The sequence below is a fragment of the Pseudomonas sp. 21 genome (genome assembly GCF_000955805.1).
In the GTDB taxonomy this organism is placed as follows: domain Bacteria; phylum Pseudomonadota; class Gammaproteobacteria; order Pseudomonadales; family Pseudomonadaceae; genus Pseudomonas.
In genome coordinates this window covers 656,737-675,592 of record NZ_JYOA01000010.1, presented here as the reverse complement: position 1 = coordinate 675,592, position 18,856 = coordinate 656,737, and the positions used below count along the sequence as shown (strand labels likewise).

General features: G+C 64.6%; 19 protein-coding genes. 5 read left to right on the top strand and 14 right to left on the bottom strand.

Going from position 1 to position 18,856, the window contains the following annotated elements; translation table 11 throughout:
• Nucleotides 1-198: 198 nt before the first annotated feature.
• The 4 genes from UB43_RS24990 to UB43_RS24975 are packed head-to-tail and all read right to left on the bottom strand — an operon-like array spanning nucleotide 199 to nucleotide 4,063.
• A complete protein-coding gene (locus UB43_RS24990) occupies nucleotides 199-1,251 on the bottom strand; it encodes an extracellular solute-binding protein (protein WP_045216636.1) in 1,053 nt (350 codons plus the stop codon).
• A gap of 42 nt (nucleotides 1,252-1,293) precedes the next feature.
• The gene (locus UB43_RS24985; protein ID WP_045216633.1) at nucleotides 1,294-2,085 is read right to left on the bottom strand and encodes an ABC transporter permease; all 792 of its coding nucleotides are present in this window, start codon (nucleotides 2,083-2,085) and stop codon (nucleotides 1,294-1,296) included.
• A complete protein-coding gene (locus UB43_RS24980; RefSeq protein ID WP_054906520.1) occupies nucleotides 2,082-2,990 on the bottom strand; it encodes an ABC transporter permease in 909 nt (302 codons plus the stop codon). The genes UB43_RS24985 and UB43_RS24980 overlap by 4 nt, the downstream gene beginning before the upstream one ends.
• 2 nt (nucleotides 2,991-2,992) lie before the next feature.
• Entirely contained in the window at nucleotides 2,993-4,063 is a 1,071-nt protein-coding gene (locus tag UB43_RS24975) for an ABC transporter ATP-binding protein (protein WP_045216629.1), read from the bottom strand.
• Nucleotides 4,064-4,203: 140 nt separating this feature from the next.
• Here UB43_RS24975 and UB43_RS24970 point away from each other — a divergent pair, with 140 nt between their 5' ends.
• Nucleotides 4,204-4,890, top strand: a complete 687-nt coding sequence (locus tag UB43_RS24970) for a GntR family transcriptional regulator (protein WP_045216627.1) — start codon at nucleotides 4,204-4,206, stop codon at nucleotides 4,888-4,890.
• A gap of 225 nt (nucleotides 4,891-5,115) precedes the next feature.
• Here UB43_RS24970 and yjiA read toward each other — a convergent pair whose 3' ends face one another.
• The 4 genes from yjiA to UB43_RS24950 form a co-directional block, all read right to left on the bottom strand.
• Nucleotides 5,116-6,114 carry a GTPase gene (yjiA, locus tag UB43_RS24965; RefSeq protein ID WP_045216624.1) on the bottom strand — a complete coding sequence of 333 codons (999 nt, stop codon included), beginning with the start codon at nucleotides 6,112-6,114 and terminating at the stop codon, nucleotides 5,116-5,118.
• Nucleotides 6,115-6,305: 191 nt separating this feature from the next.
• On the bottom strand, nucleotides 6,306-6,509 hold the full coding sequence (locus tag UB43_RS24960) for a YbdD/YjiX family protein (protein ID WP_015478970.1): 204 nt from the start codon (nucleotides 6,507-6,509) through the stop codon (nucleotides 6,306-6,308).
• Between the two features lie 12 nt (nucleotides 6,510-6,521).
• Nucleotides 6,522-8,588, bottom strand: coding sequence for a carbon starvation CstA family protein (locus tag UB43_RS24955; protein ID WP_045216622.1), 2,067 nt, complete (start codon nucleotides 8,586-8,588; stop codon nucleotides 6,522-6,524).
• A 185-nt stretch (nucleotides 8,589-8,773) separates the two neighbouring features.
• Nucleotides 8,774-9,283 carry a DUF3015 domain-containing protein gene (locus tag UB43_RS24950; RefSeq protein ID WP_045216619.1) on the bottom strand — a complete coding sequence of 170 codons (510 nt, stop codon included), beginning with the start codon at nucleotides 9,281-9,283 and terminating at the stop codon, nucleotides 8,774-8,776.
• Between the two features lie 179 nt (nucleotides 9,284-9,462).
• Here UB43_RS24950 and UB43_RS24945 point away from each other — a divergent pair, with 179 nt between their 5' ends.
• Nucleotides 9,463-9,831: a PilZ domain-containing protein gene (locus UB43_RS24945; RefSeq protein ID WP_045216617.1), complete on the top strand. Its 369-nt coding sequence runs from the start codon at nucleotides 9,463-9,465 to the stop codon at nucleotides 9,829-9,831.
• A gap of 115 nt (nucleotides 9,832-9,946) precedes the next feature.
• Here UB43_RS24945 and radA read toward each other — a convergent pair whose 3' ends face one another.
• The 3 genes from radA to UB43_RS24930 form a co-directional block, all read right to left on the bottom strand.
• On the bottom strand, nucleotides 9,947-11,329 hold the full coding sequence (gene radA / locus UB43_RS24940; protein WP_045216615.1) for a DNA repair protein RadA: 1,383 nt from the start codon (nucleotides 11,327-11,329) through the stop codon (nucleotides 9,947-9,949).
• 54 nt (nucleotides 11,330-11,383) lie between these two features.
• Nucleotides 11,384-11,626 carry a hypothetical protein gene (locus UB43_RS24935; protein ID WP_045216613.1) on the bottom strand — a complete coding sequence of 81 codons (243 nt, stop codon included), beginning with the start codon at nucleotides 11,624-11,626 and terminating at the stop codon, nucleotides 11,384-11,386.
• A 76-nt stretch (nucleotides 11,627-11,702) separates the two neighbouring features.
• Complete coding sequence (locus UB43_RS24930) at nucleotides 11,703-11,945, bottom strand: YdcH family protein (protein ID WP_045216611.1); 243 nt, start codon at nucleotides 11,943-11,945, stop codon at nucleotides 11,703-11,705.
• A 185-nt stretch (nucleotides 11,946-12,130) separates the two neighbouring features.
• Between UB43_RS24930 and mscL the strand changes: the two genes are divergently transcribed.
• Complete coding sequence (gene mscL, locus UB43_RS24925) at nucleotides 12,131-12,547, top strand: large-conductance mechanosensitive channel protein MscL (RefSeq protein WP_045216609.1); 417 nt, start codon at nucleotides 12,131-12,133, stop codon at nucleotides 12,545-12,547.
• 24 nt (nucleotides 12,548-12,571) lie between these two features.
• Here mscL and UB43_RS24920 read toward each other — a convergent pair whose 3' ends face one another.
• The 3 genes from UB43_RS24920 to UB43_RS24910 form a co-directional block, all read right to left on the bottom strand.
• On the bottom strand, nucleotides 12,572-14,122 hold the full coding sequence (locus tag UB43_RS24920) for a TerC family protein (RefSeq protein WP_045216607.1): 1,551 nt from the start codon (nucleotides 14,120-14,122) through the stop codon (nucleotides 12,572-12,574).
• Nucleotides 14,123-14,352: 230 nt separating this feature from the next.
• Nucleotides 14,353-15,129 carry a ferredoxin--NADP reductase gene (locus tag UB43_RS24915; protein WP_024764776.1) on the bottom strand — a complete coding sequence of 259 codons (777 nt, stop codon included), beginning with the start codon at nucleotides 15,127-15,129 and terminating at the stop codon, nucleotides 14,353-14,355.
• Between the two features lie 120 nt (nucleotides 15,130-15,249).
• Nucleotides 15,250-16,242 (bottom strand): TRAP transporter substrate-binding protein, encoded by a 993-nt coding sequence (locus tag UB43_RS24910; RefSeq protein ID WP_045216602.1) that lies wholly within the window; start codon nucleotides 16,240-16,242, stop codon nucleotides 15,250-15,252.
• A 343-nt stretch (nucleotides 16,243-16,585) separates the two neighbouring features.
• Here UB43_RS24910 and UB43_RS24905 point away from each other — a divergent pair, with 343 nt between their 5' ends.
• Together UB43_RS24905 and UB43_RS24900 are read left to right on the top strand one after the other, a co-directional pair.
• Nucleotides 16,586-17,710, top strand: a complete 1,125-nt coding sequence (locus tag UB43_RS24905; protein ID WP_045216599.1) for a class I SAM-dependent methyltransferase — start codon at nucleotides 16,586-16,588, stop codon at nucleotides 17,708-17,710.
• Between the two features lie 65 nt (nucleotides 17,711-17,775).
• Nucleotides 17,776-18,639 (top strand): alpha/beta fold hydrolase, encoded by an 864-nt coding sequence (locus UB43_RS24900; protein WP_256205342.1) that lies wholly within the window; start codon nucleotides 17,776-17,778, stop codon nucleotides 18,637-18,639.
• The last annotated feature ends 217 nt before the right edge of the window (nucleotides 18,640-18,856 follow it).

Sequence of the window (18,856 nt, the reverse complement as noted above, 5' to 3'; positions counted from 1 at the left end):
CCTCGATCTTGTTGAAAACGTAGGGCGGATACCCGCTTGCGGTGATCCGCCGATGAGCTCGTCGACGCGTGCTCCGGGCTCAAACTGGTAGGAGCGAGCTTGCTCGCGAACCGCACAACATCAGTGCCATTCCGGAGTCTGTTCGCGAGCAAGCTCGCTCCTACGAAGAGCAGTCCGGCGCGCAGCCGGGTCAAACCATCAGCCCTTGAGCTTGGACCAGATGCGGTCCTGCAGCTCGCGGGATTTGTTGCTGCATTCCTTTTCCAGGCGCAGGCGCTGTGCGTAGTCCTCGGGCATGTTGATCGCGTCCATGACCTTCCACTTGGCGTCAAGCAACTGGTCGGTCTGGATGCCATTGGAATAGGCGATGGCGTTGGTCACCGCGGCGGCGTTTTCCGGTTTCATCATCCAGTTGATGAAGACCTTGGCGTTCTCCGGGTGTGGTGCGCTTTTCGGCACGGCGAAGTTGTCCTGGAAGGAGGCCACGCCCTCGCGCGGGTAGACGTACTTGATGGTGCTTTTCTGCAGCGTGGCGCGGGCGGTGGAGCCGTTCCAGTTCTGCATCAGCACGACTTCGCCGGAGGCCATGCGGTCCACGGTGTTGTCCGAGCTGTACATCTTCAGGAAGGGCTTCTGCTTCTGCAGCAGCTCGAGGATCTTCTTGGCGTCCTGCGGGTTCTCGGTGCACTCGTCGACATTGAGGTAATGCGCGGCGGCATTGATCAGGCTGCTCGGGGTATCCAGCGCGGCGACCTGGCCCTGCAACTCCGGACGCGGTTCGAAGAACTCCTTCCACGAATCGTCCAGCTTGCCACCCGGCACCCGCGCGCTGTCGTAGGAGAAACCGGTGGTGCCCCACAGGTAAGGCGCCGAGTACTTGCGGCCGGGGTCGAAGCCCGGGTCGCGGAACGCCGGTTTGACGAACTGGAAGTTAGCCAGCTTGGGCGTATCGATTTCCAGCAGCAGGTCCTGGTTGATCAGTGTCTGCATGATCGAATGCGACGGCACGATCACGTCGTATGCCGCACCGCCGGCCTGCAGTTTCGCCAGCAGGGTTTCGTTACTGTCGTAGCCGTCCATGGTGACCTTGATGCCGGTCTCCTTCTCGAACTTGGCCAGCAGTTCCACCGGGTAGTAGTCGGTCCAGTTGTAGAAGAACAGCTGCTTGGGCTCCTCGGCCTGGGCAACGCCCGCGGTCAGCAGGGCGAGGGACAAACCGGCAAGGCCGTGACGCAGGGCATTCAACTTCATAGGGCTCTCCGAAAAGCTAAAGGTCAGGGTCGGCAGTCGTTATCAGGCGTCCGGTTTGCCGCGCTGGCCGAGCCAGTACGACAGCACCACGAGGACGATGGAAATCACCAGCATGAGGGTCGAGATGGCATTGATCTCGGGCGTCACCCCGGCCTTGATGGCCGAGAAGATGTAGACCGGCAGCGTCGTCGAGCCGGGGCCGGCGACGAAGAAGGTCATGATGAAATCGTCGAGGCTGACCACGAACGCCAGTACCGCGCCGGACAGCACCGCCGGCCATAGCAGCGGCAGCGTCACCCGGCGAAACACCTGGTACGGGCTGGCGTAGAGGTCGCCGGCGGCTTCCAGCAGGCTCTTGTCCAGGTCGTTCAGGCGCGCGCGGATCGGCAGGTAGGCGAACGGAATGCAGAAGCCGACGTGGGCGACGATCACCGTCATCAGGCCGAGCTTGATGCCCAGCGACATGAACAGCAGCAGCGTGGCAACCGCGATGACGATCTCCGGCAGGATCAGCGGCAGGTTGATCCCGCCCTCCACCATCCGCCGCCCGTAGAACGGCCGCGAGGTCGCCAGCGCCGCCGCCAGGGCGATCGCCGTGGACAGCACGGTGGCGAAGCCAGCGACCACCAGCGAGTTGAACGCGGCGGCCTGGATCGAAGGGTTGGCGACGATCTTGCCGTACCAAGCGAAGGAGAATTCGGTCCACACCGTGGCCGAGCGGTTGGCGTTGAAGCTGTAGGCGATCAACACGAAGATCGGCAGGTACAGGTACGCCAGCACCAGCAGGCTGGTCTCGCGGGTGCCGGGGAGTTTCTTCAGGTGCTGGGCAATCATGCGGAAGCTCCCAGGTGGACGGCCTTGGCGGCGCGGCGGCTATAGAGGGCGAACGCGATCAGCGCGAGCAGCATGATCGCCAGCAGCAGGAACGACAGCGAACCGCCCAGCGGCCAGTTGCGCGCAGTGCCGAACTGCTGCTGGATCAGGTTGCCGATCATCAGCGTCTTGCCGCCGCCGAGGATCGCCGGGGTGATGAAAGCGCCCAGGCTCGGCACGAACACCAGCAGCGAGCCGGCGATCACACCGGGCATGGACAGCGGCAGGATCACCCGGCGCAGCGCCTTCCAGCGGTTGGCGCCGAGGTCGTAGGCGGCCTCGACGAGACGCCAGTCGAGCTTCTCCAGGGTCGAGTAGATCGGCAGGATCATGAACGGCAGGAAGCTGTAGACCAGGCCGACGCAGACCGCGAAGTCGTTGTACAGCAGGGTGATGCCGCCGGCCTGGGGGAACAGCGCGTTGACCGTCTGGGCGATCCAGCCATGCTCGCGGAGGATGATCAGCCAGGCGTAGTTGCGGATCAACAGGTTGGTCCAGAACGGGATGGTGATCAGCAGCACCATGAGGTTGCGCGAGCGCTCGCTCAGGCTGGTCATCCACAGCGCCACCGGGAAGCCGAAGAGGAAGCACAGCAGCGTGGTGCCGCCGGCCTGGAACAGCGAGCGCAACAACGCCTGGGCATAGACCCAGTTGAGCTCCAGGTTGCCGTCGAAATCCTCCTGGAAGAACAGCTGCACGTAGCTCTGGATCTGCCAGTCGGCGTGCCAGTCGACGCCGCCGTAGAGGTTGCGCGGCAGCAGGCTGATGTAGCCCATGATCGCCAGCGGGATGGCGATCAGCCCCAGCAGCGTCAGCGCCACCGGGCTGAGCAGCAACAGGCGTCGAGTAGTGGGCGACTCCTTCATGCTCAGGCCTCCATCAGCAGGCAGGCCTGGGGCGGCAGATGCACCGCCACGGCCTCGCCGACGTCGCGGGCGCGGCCGCCCTCGTTGCTCTCGCGCAGGGTGATCTGCGAAGCGTCGGGCAGGCGGCAGCGATACAACGTGGCGGTGCCGACGTACATCACCGTCTCGATCACCGCGCGCAGGTGGTGCGGCTGCGAGGGGTCGACCAGCTTCGAGCGTTCCGGGCGGAAGGCCAGTTGCACGCTGGCGCTGCTCAGGCCGGCCGGCAGCTCGCAGGGGATCTCCGCGGCCATGGCGTTGGGGTGGAAGCCGCCCTGGCGCATCTGCCCGGGGAGGAAGTTGATGTCGCCGATGAACTGCGCGACGAAGCGATGCGTCGGGCGTTCGTAGATCTCGTTGGGCGTGCCGATCTGCATGATGTTGCCGTGGGACATCACGGCGATGCGGTCGGACAGGGTCAGCGCTTCTTCCTGGTCGTGGGTGACGAAGATGAAGGTGATGCCCGCCTCTTCCTGCACGCGCTTGAGCTCGACCTGCATTTCCTTGCGCAGCTTCAGGTCCAGCGCGGACAGCGGTTCGTCGAGCAGCAGGACCGAGGGCTTGGGCGCCAGCGCTCGGGCCAGGGCGACGCGTTGCTGCTGGCCGCCGGAGAGTTCCGCCGGCTTGCGCCGAGCGAGGTGTTCCATCTGCACCAGCGCGAGCATTTCCTTCACCCGTTTCGGAATCTCCGAGCGCTGCAGCCCCTGCATCTCCAGGCCGAAAGCGATGTTCTCGCTCACCGACATATGCGGGAACAGGGCGTAACTCTGGAACACGGTGTTGATGCGGCGGCGGTACGGCGGCAGGTCGTTGACCCGCTCGCCGCCGACGAGGATGTCGCCGGAGGTGACGTTCTCGAACCCGGCGATGCTGCGCAGCAGCGTGGTCTTGCCGCAGCCGGACGGCCCCAGCAGGGTGAAGAATTCGTTATGGGCGATGTCGACCGACACTTCATTGAGGGCGGGAGCGACATTGGGATCATCGGTGTAGCGCTTGCTGACCCGACGCACCTCGACTGACGACGAGTGATTCATTTTGGTGCATTCCTCTTGTTTTTGTATGCAATATTTGAATGCAATCTAGAAATAGCTGATGTATTTTTCTTCTGCAACTGGTTTTGCACGGACGGTTTTGCGGCATCCTTTGAAGGGTCAAGCAAGAGGCGGAGTCGCTCATGACGGAGAAGCACCCCGAATCCACGGTGGAACGCGTCTACCAAGGGGTTTACGAGGCGATCAGCAAGCGCAGCCTGCGCCCGGGCATGAAGCTCGGCGAGGCGGCATTGGCGGATTTGTTCAAGGTCAGCCGCACTTCGGTGCGCGCGGCGCTGAAACATCTGGAAGCGGATGGGCTGGTATCCAGCGCGCTCAACAAAGGTGCGTGGGTGTCATTACCCAGCGACGAGGAGATCCGCTCGCTGTTCGAAACGCGGCGGCTGATCGAGATCGGCATCGTCAGCGAACTCTGCCGGCGCGCGGACAGCGCGATCATCCAGGACCTGCGTGACCACGTGGCGCTGGAAGAGGCGACCCATGACCACGACCATGCGCGATTCGTCCACCTGCTCGGCGAGTTCCATCTCAAGCTCGCGGCAGCGCTGAACAATCCGGTGCTGTTGGATTTCTTCCGCAAGCTGATCGAACGCGCCTCGCTCTACGCCACCACCCTGGACGACGACCAGCACGAGACCTGCCGCGGCAACGAACACCAGAAGTTGATCGAGTACATCGAAGCGGGCAACCAGGCGGCAGCCATCGAGCTGACCTGCATGCACCTGAACGCCATCGAACAGGCGATCATCAAGGCGGCGGGGAACCTGAAGGCGGATTACCACCCGCTCAAGCATCTGATTGGCGGCTGAGTAACGCCACGCCGCTTTTGTGTAGGAGCGAGCTTGCTCGCGAACAGAAGCCCCCAGCTGACGCCGAAGCTCGCCACCGCACCGGGCGGCCCTCTCCCTTCAGGGAGAGGGGACTGTACGGCGCGAGCGTTGAAAACTGGCGTTAAACGAGAGCGCTGGTTCGCGAGCAAGCTCGCTCCTACGAAGCGCCAAACAAAACGCCCGGCATTGGCCGGGCGTATGCATTCAGGCGGTCGGGCCGCCCGTGATGCGATCGAAGCCCCGGCGAATCTCTTCTTCAGGCAGGTTGTCACCGATGAAGACGATCACGCTCTCGCGCTGCTCGTTGCCCTTCCACTCGGTGTCCCAGTCGAAGCCATAAAGCCGCAGCACGCCCTGGAACACCAGGCGGCGCTCCTCGCCGGCGATGTTCAGCACGCCCTTGTAGCGCAGCAGCGAGTTGCCGTGCCATTGCAGCAGGTCATCCATGAACTCGCTCAGGCGTTCGATATCCAGCGGGTTGTCGCTGCGCAGCACCAGGGTCGTGATGCGGTCGGTGGTATCCGCCGCCGGGCGCACCGGGCGCAGCAACGGGCGCAGGCCAACGTCGGCATTGAGGTTGAAGCCGCGCACGTCGAGCAGGCGTTCCAGTTCGATGGCGCCATGCTCCACCGCGTGGATTTCGGCGCGCCGATTGATGCGCTGCAGGCGCTCGACCAATGCTTCGTATTGCTCCGGCGACACCAGGTCGCGCTTGCTCACCAGGATGCGGTCACCGAAGCCGACCTGGGCCTGGGCGATGGCTTCCTGCAGGTGACGGTCGGCGTTGGCGGCATCCACCAGGGTGATGATGCCGTCGAGCAGGTAGCGCTCGCGCAGGGTCTCGTCGACGAAGAAGGTCTGCGCCACCGGGGCCGGGTCGGCCAGGCCGGTGCACTCGATCACCAGGCGGTCGAAATCCAGCTCGCCGTTGTCGCGTCGCTCCAGCAGGACATAGAGCGCACGCTCGAGGTCGCTATTGATGGTGCAGCAGACGCAGCCGTTGGACAGCGTAGTCACCTGCACCGCGTCGTCGCCGAGCAATTGAGCGTCGATGGGCGTCTCGCTGAATTCGTTCTCGATCACGGCGATCTTCAGGCCATGCTCGGCCTTGAGGATGTACTTGAGCAGGGTGGTCTTGCCGGCCCCGAGGAAACCGGTGAGAACAGTCACCGGAATCTGCGGCACGCTTGCGGAATCGGTCATGGGAACATCCAGGCAATCGGAAAAGAAAACGGGCCGCGATCGCTCGCGGCCCGCATTTCTACTAATGAAACGTCGGCGAGGCAGGCGAGGCAAGGCGCCAGTGGCCGGAAAAAGCGGAGTCTACTTCAGTAAATGAGCATTTTTCCGGCCACTGGCAACGCAGCATCGGCCACGCAGCCAGTTTCATCGCATCAGCAGCAGCGGATCGGCCTTCCCTTGCCGCCACCGTAACGCGCCTCCTGGCGCTCGCGGAAGAACTCTTCGTAGGTCATCGGAGTCTTGTCCGGGTGCTTGTTCTGCATGTGCTGAACGTAGGTGTCGTAATCGGGCATGCCGACCAGCATGCGCGCGGCCTGCCCGAGGTACTTACCCATGCGGCTGAGGTCGTTGAACATGATGTTCCTCCGTCAGGCGTCCGGGATCGGCTGGAACGGAGCTTCCTTGTCGGTGCGCTCCTTCTTGGTCCAGGCGCTCGCGCCTACCTTGATCGCGTACACCAGCACGCTGAACACCACCAGCAGGAACAGCACGGTGAGGCCGGCGTTGATGTAGGCGTTCATCATCACGTGCTGCATCTGGCCGATGTCCTTGGCCGGGGCGATGATCTGCCCGGCGTCCAGGCCGGCGGAGTACTTCTTGCCCAGGGCGATGAAGCCCACGGCCGGGTTGCTGTCGAACAGCTTGATCAGGCCGGCGGTGGTGGTGCAGATCAGCAACCAGGCGGCCGGCAGGGCGGTCACCCAGACGTATTGCTGGCGCTTCATCTTGATCAGCACGACGGTGGAGAGCATCAGCGCGATGCCGGCGAGCATCTGGTTGGAGATGCCGAACAGCGGCCACAGCGTGTTGATGCCACCCAGCGGATCGACCACGCCCTGGTACAGCAGCCAGCCCCACAGCGCGACGCAGCCGCCGGTACCGATGATGTTGGCGGTCCAGGATTCGGTCTTCTTCAGCGCCGGGACGAAGTTGCCCAGCAGGTCCTGCAGCATGAAGCGCCCGGCACGGGTGCCGGCGTCCACCGCGGTGAGGATGAACAGCGCTTCGAAGAGGATCGCGAAGTGGTACCAGAAGGCCATGGTGTTCTCACCCGGCAGCACCTGGTGAAGGATGTGCGCGATACCCACGGCGAGCGTCGGCGCACCACCGGCGCGGGCCAGGATGGTGGTCTCGCCGATGTCCTTGGCGGTCTGGGCCAGCACTTCCGGGGTGATGGTGAAGCCCCAGCTGCTGACGGTCGCGGCCACGGCGGTGACGTCGGTACCGACGACAGCCGGCGGGCTGTTCATGGCGAAGTAGATGCCCGGCTCGATGACCGAGGCGGCGACCATCGCCATGATGGCCACGAAGGACTCCATCAGCATGCCGCCGTAGCCGATGTAGCGGGCGTCGGGCTCGCGGTTGAGCAGCTTGGGCGTGGTGCCCGAGGAGATCAGCGCGTGGAAGCCGGAGACGGCGCCACAGGCGATGGTGATGAACAGGAACGGGAACAGGCCGCCCTTCCACACCGGGCCGGTGCCGTCGGTGAACTGGGTCAGGGCCGGCATCTTCAGCTCCGGCGAGACGATCACGATGCCGATGGCCAGGGCGATGATGGTGCCGATCTTGAGGAAGGTCGACAGGTAGTCACGCGGCGCCAGCAGCAGCCAGACCGGCAGCACCGAGGCGATGGCGCCGTAGGCGATCAGCATCCAGACGATCTGCACGCCATGGAAGGTGAACACCGGGGCCCACTCGGGGCTGGCGGCAATCTGGCCACCGAGCCAGATGGAGCCCAGCAGCAGGATGATGCCGACCACGGAAATCTCGCCGATGCGGCCCGGTCGGATGTAGCGCATGTACACGCCCATGAACAGCGCGATCGGAATGGTCGCCAGCACGGTGAACATGCCCCACGGGCTTTCGGCCAGGGCCTTCACCACGATCAGCGCGAGCACCGCGAGGATGATGATCATGATCAGGAACGCGCCGAACAGAGCGATGGTCCCCGCCACCTGCCCCATTTCCTCGCGGACCAGTTCACCCAGGGAGCGCCCGTTGCGGCGGCTGGAGATGAACAGAACCATGAAATCCTGTACGGCACCGGCCAGCACCACGCCGGCGATCAGCCAGAGCGTGCCGGGCAGGTAACCCATCTGCGCAGCCAGTACGGGACCGACCAGCGGGCCGGCGCCGGCAATGGCAGCGAAGTGGTGACCGAAGAGGATGTGCTTGTTGGTCGGGACGTAGTCCAGACCGTCGTTGTTGAGGACCGCAGGGGTCGCTCGGTTGGCGTCCAGCTGCATCACCTTGGTGGCGATGAACAGGCTGTAGTAGCGGTAGGCGACCAGGTAGATGGCAACCGCCGCGACGACGATCCACAGTGCGTTGATGGCTTCGCCGCGACGTAGTGCCACGACTCCCAAGGCAAATGCACCGACTATCGCCACCGCCAGCCAGGCGAGGTGACGTAGCAGGCTGTTGTTATTGTTCATAGCGAGGCTTCCGACAGTTTGAAGGCGAGAATTCGCAGAAAAATTCTAGTCTTTTCCAGCGACCCATTCATACGACCTTAGTCTAGGGCGATTACGCGCTTATTGCCGGAGGTCAACGCGCTCGACCGCAGGGTCAGGAAATGAAAAGGCCCGCCTGAGGCGGGCCTTTGCGGCACAACGGTCGGTCAGGCCGGCTGCTTGGCGTACTGCGCCAGCGTCTGGTCACGGCTCATCACGGCCAGGGTGTTGTTCAGCACCTGTTCGCCAGTGGCGTCCTTGGAAGTGAAGATCTCACCGAAGTGCTGCTGGGTGACCTGGGCGAAGTGCGCGCGGTCCTGGGTCGGGATGCCGAGCAGGACCGCGTAGGCGTCCAGCGCCTCGCCGTGGCCCTGGGCCATGTTCTCGGCGATGTTGTCGAGCATGCCGTTCATGGCGAAGATCGAACGGCCACCGTATGAAATGCGCTGGCTGGCATCGCAGCCGTTGGTGCCGGAGGTCAGGCCGAAGGTGGCGTTGCCCGAGGTGCCGTTGGTAGTGGTGGCCAGCAGGTGCGGGAACAGGCCGCGCTGACCGTCGAAGACCATGTTGCCCCAACCGCAGCCCTTGCCGCTCTGCCCGGCTTCATCTGCGTGCGCTGCCAGGCTGGCAACGCTGATAACCCCAAAAATCAGACCCTTGATGAGTTTCTTGTCCATGCTCTGCACTCCGCAGTTGTAGTGGTTAAACGCACATGGAGCTTTGGCGAGGGTCCGCAGGCTGTCAAACCCGCGGGGGCTGCGTCTGACGGACGAAACGTCAGCAATCGGCGTACGACACGTCGGCGATTGCTTACGTCTATAGTGAGGCGAAGCAGAAACGGCCGGAGAGCCACGACATGACTGACGATCACGACGAGCGCCGGCGCTTCCAGCGCATCGCCTTCGACGCCGGCACCGAGATCAGCCAGGGCGACCTGCGCTGGAAGGTGACGCTGCTCGACCTGTCCCTCCAGGGCCTGCTGGTGCAGCGGCCGGAACACTGGAGCATCGTCGCCCAGGAACCGGTGCAGGTGCGCATCTACCTGGGCTTCGACGTCAACGTCTATATGGAGGCCGACCTTGCCTGGGAGCGCGAAGGCCTGCTGGGCTTCAATTGCCGGCACATCGACCTGGATTCCATCAGCCACCTGCGCCGCCTGGTGGAGCTGAACCTGGGGGACGAATCGCTGCTGGAGCGGGAGCTGACGCTGCTCAGCGAGCATTGAGCGGCCGTGCCTGCGGGCAGACGATCGCGGACAGAGTCCGCTCCCACGCTCGGCTCAGCATTTTCGTGGGAGCGGACTTCGTCCGCGATTGCTCATCAGCCACGCTGAAGCGAATCTATTCGAACAACGCATCCAGCGCCTGCTCCAGGCGCGTTACGGCGATCACCTGCAGGCCCGGCGGCGACTCCTTCGGCGCGTTGCCCTTGGGCACGATGGCGCGCTTGAAGCCGTGCTTGGCCGCTTCTTTCAGACGTTCCTGACCGCTGGGCACCGGCCGCACCTCGCCGGACAGACCGACTTCGCCGAACACCAGCAACTGGTGATCCAGTGGGCGATTGCGCAGGCTGGACATCACCGCCGCCATCAGCGCCAGGTCTGACGCCGTCTCCAGAACCTTCACACCGCCGACCACGTTGAGGAACACATCCTGATCGTAGGTCGGGATGCCGCCGTGACGGTGCAGCACCGCCAGCAGCATGGCCAGGCGGTTCTGGTCCAGGCCCAGGGTCACGCGGCGCGGGTTGGCCAGGTGGCTGGTGTCCACCAGCGCCTGAACTTCCACCAGCATCGGCCGCGAGCCTTCCCAGGTAGCCATGACTACGCTGCCCGGCACCGATTCCTGGGCGCGGGTGAGGAAGATTGCCGACGGGTTGGACACTTCCTTCAGACCACGGTCGGTCATGGCGAACACGCCCAGTTCGTTCACCGCGCCGAAGCGGTTCTTCACCGCCCGCAGCAGGCGCAGGCGGCCGTCGGATTCACCCTCGAAATACAGCACGGTGTCGACCATGTGCTCCAGCACGCGCGGGCCGGCCAGGGAGCCCTCCTTGGTGACGTGGCCGACCAGGAAGATCGCCGTGCCGCTCTGCTTGGCGAAACGCACCAGCAGCGCCGCACTTTCGCGCACCTGGGCGACGCCGCCAGGCGCGGATTGCAGCTGTTCGGTGAAGATGGTCTGGATCGAGTCGATCACCATGACCTTGGGCTGCTCCTGGCGCGCCGTGGCGATGATGGTCTCGATGCAGGTCTCGGTCATCACCTTGAGCTTGTCTTCGGGCAGGCCCAGGCGGCGGGCGCGCATGGCGACCTGCTGCTGGGATTCCTCACCCGTGACATAGAGCGCCGGCAGGCGCGTGGCGATGTTGCAGAGGGTCTGCAGGAGGATGGTGGACTTGCCGATGCCGGGGTCGCCGCCGATCAGCACCACCGAGCCGTCGACCAGACCGCCGCCGAGGGCGCGGTCCAGCTCCGCCGAGGCGGTGGAGAAACGCGGCATCTCCTCGACGCTGACTTCGGCGAGGGTCTTGATGTTGGCCTGCTGGCCGGCCCAACCGCCCCGGCCGGAGCTGGAGCCGCCGCCGGAACCGCCAGTGGGCGTCGTATCGATGACGGTCTCGACCAGGGTGTTCCAGGCGCCGCAATCAGGGCACTGGCCGGCCCATTTCGGATAGGTGGCGCCGCACTCGGTGCAGCCGTACATGCGCTTGGCCTTGGCCATGAGGGACTTCCGTCGAATACAAAGTCCGCATCATAGCCAATCAGGCCAAGCGCTTCAGCCCGCCAGGCGGCGGTACTGGCTTTCCATATCGTGCTTGAGGCTTTCGCGGCGCATCAGCAGCGAGGCCAGGGTGCAGTCGGGACGCTCGATGCCCTCCTCCACACGCCCGATGCGCTGGTCCAGCAATTCGTACTGCAACTTCATGCGAACCAGACGTTCCTGGGCGCGCAGGACTTCGACGTTACGCTTGGAGGGCTTGGTGACGGACTTGCCAGAGGACGAAATGGCTTTACGCATGGCGGTGGCACCGGTTGGAAAAGGATGACAGGAGCCTACGCCTCGCTCCGCCCAACACCCTTGACTCTGGTCAAGCTCAACCGGATCGCTTGAGCAGGTCGGAAATCTCGTCCTTCAGCGCCACGCGCTGCAGCTTGAGGGAGTTGAGGGCGAGGTCGTCCATCGCCTGTCGGCCGTCCTCGATGTCGTAGATCCTCTTGTCCAGCTCTTCGTAGCTGGCGGCCATGCGGGTGAAGTTCGCGTCCTTCCCATGCAACCGGGTCATCAGGGCCTTCTGGTCTGGGAATTCGCGGGACAGGGGATGATGCTCGAGCGGCATGGCGGGCCTCCTTGTTGGGATGAATGGGAGTTTATGGCTTGCCCGGTAAGCCTAGACCACGGCGCGATGCCGCCCACCGCCGCCGGTCATGCCGTTGGAATTGACCGCGGACGGGGTGTTCAGACGGCGACGGGCCGCTAAACTGCGCCTGTCCCCCTCTATCTTGCGTAACAAGGAGTCTGTGCATGAGTCTGCTCAACGAATTCAAGGCCTTCGCGGTCAAGGGCAACGTGGTCGACATGGCCGTCGGTATCATCATCGGCGCCGCCTTCGGCAAGATTGTTTCGTCCTTCGTCGGTGACGTGATCATGCCGCCCATTGGCCTGCTGATCGGTGGCATGGACTTCTCCGACCTGGCGATCACGCTCAAGGCCGCCGAGGGCCAGACACCGGCGGTGATGCTGGCCTACGGCAAATTCATTCAGACCTGCCTGGACTTCATCATCGTAGCCTTCGCCATCTTCATGGGCGTGAAGGCAATCAACAAGCTCAAGCGCGAAGAAGCAGTGGAGCCCAGCGCCCCGCCGGTGCCGAGCGCCGAAGAAACCCTGCTGACCGAGATCCGCGACCTGCTCAAGCAGCAGAACAACCGCGCTCCCTGAGCCGATCGCTGATCGGGCCCGGCGTCAGGCCGGCGGCGTCAGCAGCACACGGCCGATGCGCCGTTCGCTGACGTCTGTCACCTCCAGGCGCCAGCCGCCCAGCTCCAGCGTGTCACCCTTGGCCGGCAAGCGGCCAAGGTGCTTGAGTGCCAGCCCCCCGAGGGTCTGGTACTCCGCCGTCGGGCGGGCGTGGAAGCCGACCCGTTCGGCCAGCGCCGACAGCGTCACTGCACCGTCCACCCGGTAGGCACCCGCCTCCACCTCGATGTCCGTACCGGACACCTCGCTGGCGTCCGGCAGCTCACCGGCGATGGCTTCCAGCACGTCGGTCATGCTCAGCATGCCCTCGAAACCACCGAACTCGTTGACCACGAAGGCCAGGTGGGTCGAGGCCTCGCGCATCAGCTCCAGCGCGCCCAGCACCGTGCTGCTGTCCGGCAGGCTCAGCGGCTCGCGCAGCAGCGGCAGGATGTCCAGCTCGCGGCCCTGCAACAGGGCGGAGAACAGCTCCTTCTTGTGCACATAGCCCAGCGGCTCATCGATGTTGCCTTCGCGGATCACCAGCAGACGCGAGTACGGCGACTCCAGCAGCGCACGGCGGATGTTCTCCGGGCTGTCGGCCACGTCAACGCGATGCACGCGCTGACGGTCGATCATCACGGCCTTCACCGGGCGCTCGGCCAGGCCCAGCACACCACTGATCATCACCCGTTCGCGGCGGTGGAACGGCGCGTCTCCGCCGTCGTCCGGCCCCACCAGGTCGGCGATGTCTTCGCCCACCTCGTCGGCGTCGACCTTGCCGCCCATCAGGCGCAGCACGGCGTGGGCGGTGCGCTGGCGCAGGCCACGCTGGCCGCGCTGGCTCTTCTGCCGCTTCCAACGCACCAGCTGGTTGGCCATCTCGATCAGCAGGCTGAAGCCGATGGCGGCGTACAGGTAGCCTTTCGGGATGTGGAAGCCCAGGCCTTCGGCAGTCAGGCTGAAACCGATCATCAGCAGGAAGCCCAGGCACAGCATGATCACTGTCGGGTGTTCGTTGACGAAGCGCGTCAGCGGCTTGCTGGCGACCATCATCAGGCCGATGGAGAAGATGACTGCGATCATCATCACCTCCAGCTGCTCGACCATGCCCACGGCAGTGATCACCGCGTCGAGGGAGAACACCGCGTCCAGCACCACGATCTGCGCGACCACCGGCCAGAAGGCCGCATAGACACGCTTGCCGTTGGAAGTGTGCACGCGGCCTTCCAGGCGCTCGTGCAGCTCCAGGGTCGCCTTGAACAACAGGAACAGACCACCGAACAGCATGATCAGGTCGCGGCCGGAGAAGCTCTTGCCGAGCACCTCGATCAAGGGTTCGGTGAGCGTGACCAGCCAGGAAATGCTCGCCAGCAGGCCCAGGCGCATCAGCAGCGCCAGCGACAGGCCGATCAGCCGCGCGCGGTCGCGCAGGTGCGGCGGCAGCTTGTCCGCAAGGATCGCGATGAAGACCAGGTTATCGATGCCGAGCACCAGCTCGAGCAGGATCAGGGTGAGCAGGCCGAGCCAGGCCGTGGGGTCCATCAGCCATTCCATGCCGACTCACCTCGCTGGGTGCGCGCCATGGCAGGCCGGGAAGCGGCATCCGCGAACGCGGGTGCCGGGGGAGGTTCGCCGATCACGGGCTCTACGGGGGTAGGCACCGGGGTCGGCTTCGTACTTTGACTGTCCATCGAGGTCCGAAAAAGAGGAAACGGACGCTTATCCTAAGGGCAAAGGCGGCCAGTCCTCAGCGGACAATCTTTTCAAAATCTATCGAGCGATACTTACCAATAGTTTTCCACGGCGATCTGGCCGGGCTTGCGCGTCAGCGCAAGGCTCATGCCACGGGCCTTCAGCACGGCGCGGGTGTCCTCGATCATCTGCGGGTTGCCGCAGAGCATCACCCGCGAATGTTCCGGGGTGAGTTCCAGACCGGCGGCGCGTTCCAGCTCGCCGTTCTCGATCAGCGTGGTGATCCGCGCGTTCAGGCAACCGGGCACCTGCTCGCGGGTGACCACCGGGATGAACTGCAGCTTGTGGATATGTTCAGCCAGGTGTTCCATCGCGCCGAAGCTGGCGATCAGGTCGCGGTAGGCCAGTTCCTTTTCCTCGCGGGCGCTGTAGACCAGCTTGATGGTCTCGAAGCGTTCCCACACCTCGAAGTCCTGCAGGATCGACAGGAAAGGCGCCAGGCCCGTGCCGGTGGACAGCAGCCACAGGTCGCGGCCATCGGGGAAGCGATCAAGGGTGAGGAAACCGAAAGCCTGGCGATCCACCAGCAACTGGTCGCCGACGCGCAGGCGGCTGAGTTCGCTGGTGAATTCGCCGCCGGGAACGACGATGGAGAAGAACTCGAGGAAGTCGTCGTGGGGCGCCGAGACCATCGAGTAGGCGCGCCAGACGATGCTGCCGCTGGGCTTGTACACGCCCAGGCGGGCGAACTGCCCGGCGCGGAAGCGGTAGCCGCTGTCGCGGGTGGTGCGCAGGGTGAACAGGCTCGGGGTGAGCGTCTGCACCTCCACCAGGGTCTGGCGGGTGAACTTCTCTTCGCTGGCGGTCATCGTCCGCTCCTTTGCAGGCAACGGCCCATTTTCCCGTATTCAGGGCGATAGAAACACCCGCAAGGCTTGTGGCTATCCACGCAGATCGCCACAAGCCTGCTCCAGATCACTGCCAGGGGATCAGTGCTTGCGGTTCACCACCTGGGCGGCGCGCAGCACATCGGTGCCGATCTCGCCTTCGAACTGCTTCCACAGCGGCTGCATGGCGGTGCGCCAGGCTTCACGCTCTGCCGGCGTCAGGGCGATGATGCGCGCCTTGCCGTTGGCCACCACATGGTCACGTTCCTTCTGGTTCAGCGCCTCGGCGTCCTTGTTCACCTCGACGGTGACCTCTTCGATGATGCTTTCCAGCTGGGTGCGCACCGGGTACGGCATGCTGTTCCAGAACTTCTGGTTGCTGATCACCATGTAGCTGAGCACACCGTGGTTGGTCTCGGTGATGAACGGCTGCGCGGTATCCAGCTTCTGGCTGCCGATGTTCGACCAGGTGTTCTCGGTGCCTTGCACCTTGCCGTCCTGCAGCGCCTTGAGGGTCTCGGCGAAGGGCATCTTCACCGCCGTGGCCTCGAGCAGACCGAACTGGGCATTGATCACCGAGGACGGCTGGATGCGGAAGGCCAGCCCCTTGGCATCGGCCGGTGCGCGCAGCTCGCGGTTGGCAGAGAGCTGCTTCATGCCGTTGTTCCAGTAGCCCAGGCCGTAGATGCCCGAGCGCGCCATGGAGTGCAGCAGTTCACGGCTCTTGTCACGCTTCTGGAAGCGCTTCACCGCCTCCAGGTCGTCGAACAGGAACGGCAGGTCGAAGACTTCGAGCTGCTTGGTGTAGCCCTCGAACTTCGACAAAGACGGCGCCAGCATCTGCACCTTGCCGTCCTGCAGCGCCTGCAGTTCGTCGGCATCGCCGAACAGTGTGGAGTTGGGGAACACCTCGACCTTCACCTGGCCGGCCAGGCGCTCTTCCACCAGCTTCTTGAACAGCAGCGCGCCGCGGCCCTTGGGCGTGTCATCGGCAACGACGTGGGAGAACTTGATCACGATGGGCGCATCGGCGAAGGCCGGTTGGGCCACGAGGAAAAGGGCGGACAAGGCCACCCCGAGCAACGACTGGTACATCGATATCCTTATGCAATGGCAATAGCCCGGCGCGCGAACGAGCGTCGCGTGTCGAGGATTCGTGAAGACTTGGAAGAGTGGCCGTCGGTCGGCGGAGCGCAGCTCCGGGATCGGGCCCTACCGGGTCGCATGGACCGCCCGGTTATTATTGGGAGGCCGCCGCGCAGCGATGGAAAGACGACAGCGGGCGGATAGGTCATAATTTTTCGGTATAACGCCGCCCTGCACAAGCAGATGATGGCCAACTGCTTCTCAGTTTGATGACAATCTCGTTGCAATCAGCCTCGTCTCATTGCGACTTCCAGCTTCATCCGTTCTCAGCCCTTCTTCGTTCGAGAGTCCCATGCCCGTCCTCGCCAGCCCCTTCGCCCAGCTCGATCTGGTCCGTCACCCCGAACAGCGCGAAGACCCGCTGCAGGCCTTCGATGCGGCGGACGAATACCTGCTTGCGCACCTTCACGAACAAGGTGTCGGCGCGGACAGTCGGGTGCTGGTGCTCAACGACAGCTTCGGCGCACTCGCCGCCAGCCTCGCGCCCCACGTGCGCCTGACCAGCAGCGGCGATTCGCACCTGGGCTTCATCGCCCTTGAGCGCAACCTCGAACGCAACGGCCTCGCCGAAGCGCCGCTGACCTTCGTCCCCGCCAGCGAAACCCCGCAGGGCCCGTTCGACCACGTGCTGATCCGTGTGCCCAAAACCCTCGCGCTGCTGGAAGAACAACTGATCCGCCTGCACGGCCAGCTCGCGCCGGGCGCGAAAGTCGTCGCCGCCGGCATGATCAAGCACCTGCCGCGCGCCGCCGGTGACCTGCTGGACAAGTACATTGGCCCGATGCAGGCCTCGCTGGCGGTGAAGAAGGCCCGCCTGCTGGTCGCGACCGCCGAACAACGCCCCGCCCCCGCGTCGCCCTACCCCACGCGCTACCGCCTGGAGAAACCGGCACTCACCCTGGTCAACCACGCCAACGTGTTCTGCCGCGACGGCCTGGACATCGGTACCCGCGCCTTCCTCCCGCACCTGCCGCAGATCCATCACGCTGTGCGCGCAGCGGACCTGGGCTGCGGCAACGGCGTGCTGGGTATCGCCTTCGCCCTGCTCAATCCGCAGGCCAAGCTGACGCTGGTGGACGAGTCGTACATGGCCGTGCAGTCCGCACAGGAGAACTGGCAGGCGGCCCTCGGCGACCGGCCTGTGGATATCCATCCCGACGACGGTCTCGCCAGCCAGGCCGCCGACTCCCTGGACCTGGTCCTGTGCAACCCGCCGTTCCACCAGCAGCAGGTAGTCGGCGACTTCCTCGCCTGGCGCATGTTCCAGCAGGCCCGCGCCGCGCTGGTCACCGGCGGCGAGTTGTGGATCGTGGGCAATCGCCACCTGGGCTACCACGCCAAGCTCAAGCGCCTGTTCCGCGGCGTGGAGCAGGTGGCGGCAAATCCGAAATTCGTGGTGCTGAAAGCGACCAAATAAGCGGCCGGGATTGCTCCGGCCGGCGCGCCGGAGCAGCATGGATCGCCCCCACCCGGATGCGCGCCATGACCGCACAAGAAGCCGCCCCACTCTCACCGGAACTGATCCGCACCGCCGATGGCGTCAACCTGGCACTGCGCCGCGTGGGCCCGGCGGACGGCGTGCCCGTCGTGCTGACCCACGGCACCTTTTCCAACCATCGAAGCTGCCTGGGGCTGGCCGACTACCTTGCCGGGCAAGGGTTCGCCTGCTGGCTGTTCGACTGGCGTGGACATGGCGACAGTGAGCGCAACGGTTTTATCCACAGCTTCGATGATGTCGCCGAGCAGGATGTGCCGGCGATTCTCGATGCGGTGAGCCAGCGCAGCGGGCAAACGGCGCTGCACTGGATCGGCCATTCCGGCGGCGGACTGATCGTCGCCATGTGGGCGGCGCGCCATCCCGAACTGGCGCAGCGGCGGCTGCGCTCGATGGTGCTGATCGGCTCCCAGGCCACGGCGGCCGGGGCCAGTCTTTCTCATCGGCTCGCCGTGCTCGGCTACGACTGGCTGCTGCGCTGGCGACGCGTCGCGCCCAGCCGGGCGAAGAGTGTGGGGCCGGAAGCGGAGAGCGCACGGCTGATGCGCCAGTGGTGCCAGTGGAACCTGCGGCGGCGCTTCGATTCGCTGGCGGGGTTCGACTATCTGGCCGGACTGGCGAACGTCGATCTAGCGGTGCTGGGCGTGGCGGGTAGCGGCGATACCTTCATCGCTCCGGTTGCCGGGTGCGAGGCGCTGGTTAAAGCGTTTGGTGGCAACGACGCGAAGCTGGAGCTGTTCGGGCTGGCGACCGGCGCGCGAGAGGATTACAGCCATAACCGCCTGCTGCTGTCGCGCAATGCCAGTCAGGAAATCTGGCCGCGTATCGCGCAGTGGCTGGAACAGCGCTGAAACCGCAAGTTCGGCGCTGCCGGGGTTCGCGAGCAAGCTCGCTCCTACACAGAGCGCGCCCTTGCATACCTGTAGCACCGTAGGGCGCATAACCTGGGACAGGTTATCCGCCGGCATCTGCTCGGCGGATAACGCTGGCGCGTTATTCGCCCTGCGACTGGCCGCGCATTGCCCAGTGGCTGAACACACACCTGCAGGAGCGCGCCATGCGCGCGAT

Excerpts from the sequence above, each read along its gene's own strand:
- UB43_RS24905 (WP_045216599.1), top strand. The coding sequence starts at position 16,586 with ATGCCCGTCCTCGCCAGCCCCTTCGCCCAGCTCGATCTGGTCCGTCAC.
- mscL (WP_045216609.1), top strand. The coding sequence starts at position 12,131 with ATGAGTCTGCTCAACGAATTCAAGGCCTTCGCGGTCAAGGGCAACGTG.
- UB43_RS24920 (WP_045216607.1), bottom strand. The coding sequence starts at position 14,122 with ATGGAATGGCTGATGGACCCCACGGCCTGGCTCGGCCTGCTCACCCTG.
- UB43_RS24975 (WP_045216629.1), bottom strand. The coding sequence starts at position 4,063 with ATGAATCACTCGTCGTCAGTCGAGGTGCGTCGGGTCAGCAAGCGCTAC.
- UB43_RS24910 (WP_045216602.1), bottom strand. The coding sequence starts at position 16,242 with ATGTACCAGTCGTTGCTCGGGGTGGCCTTGTCCGCCCTTTTCCTCGTG.
- UB43_RS24960 (WP_015478970.1), bottom strand. The coding sequence starts at position 6,509 with ATGTTCAACGACCTCAGCCGCATGGGTAAGTACCTCGGGCAGGCCGCG.
- UB43_RS24950 (WP_045216619.1), bottom strand. The coding sequence starts at position 9,283 with ATGGACAAGAAACTCATCAAGGGTCTGATTTTTGGGGTTATCAGCGTT.
- yjiA (WP_045216624.1), bottom strand. The coding sequence starts at position 6,114 with ATGACCGATTCCGCAAGCGTGCCGCAGATTCCGGTGACTGTTCTCACC.
- UB43_RS24930 (WP_045216611.1), bottom strand. The coding sequence starts at position 11,945 with ATGCCGCTCGAGCATCATCCCCTGTCCCGCGAATTCCCAGACCAGAAG.
- UB43_RS24915 (WP_024764776.1), bottom strand. The coding sequence starts at position 15,129 with ATGACCGCCAGCGAAGAGAAGTTCACCCGCCAGACCCTGGTGGAGGTG.
- UB43_RS24970 (WP_045216627.1), top strand. The coding sequence starts at position 4,204 with ATGACGGAGAAGCACCCCGAATCCACGGTGGAACGCGTCTACCAAGGG.
- UB43_RS24990 (WP_045216636.1), bottom strand. The coding sequence starts at position 1,251 with ATGAAGTTGAATGCCCTGCGTCACGGCCTTGCCGGTTTGTCCCTCGCC.
- UB43_RS24935 (WP_045216613.1), bottom strand. The coding sequence starts at position 11,626 with ATGCGTAAAGCCATTTCGTCCTCTGGCAAGTCCGTCACCAAGCCCTCC.
- UB43_RS24985 (WP_045216633.1), bottom strand. The coding sequence starts at position 2,085 with ATGATTGCCCAGCACCTGAAGAAACTCCCCGGCACCCGCGAGACCAGC.
- UB43_RS24945 (WP_045216617.1), top strand. The coding sequence starts at position 9,463 with ATGACTGACGATCACGACGAGCGCCGGCGCTTCCAGCGCATCGCCTTC.
- UB43_RS24980 (WP_054906520.1), bottom strand. The coding sequence starts at position 2,990 with ATGAAGGAGTCGCCCACTACTCGACGCCTGTTGCTGCTCAGCCCGGTG.
- radA (WP_045216615.1), bottom strand. The coding sequence starts at position 11,329 with ATGGCCAAGGCCAAGCGCATGTACGGCTGCACCGAGTGCGGCGCCACC.
- UB43_RS24900 (WP_256205342.1), top strand. The coding sequence starts at position 17,776 with ATGACCGCACAAGAAGCCGCCCCACTCTCACCGGAACTGATCCGCACC.
- UB43_RS24955 (WP_045216622.1), bottom strand. The coding sequence starts at position 8,588 with ATGAACAATAACAACAGCCTGCTACGTCACCTCGCCTGGCTGGCGGTG.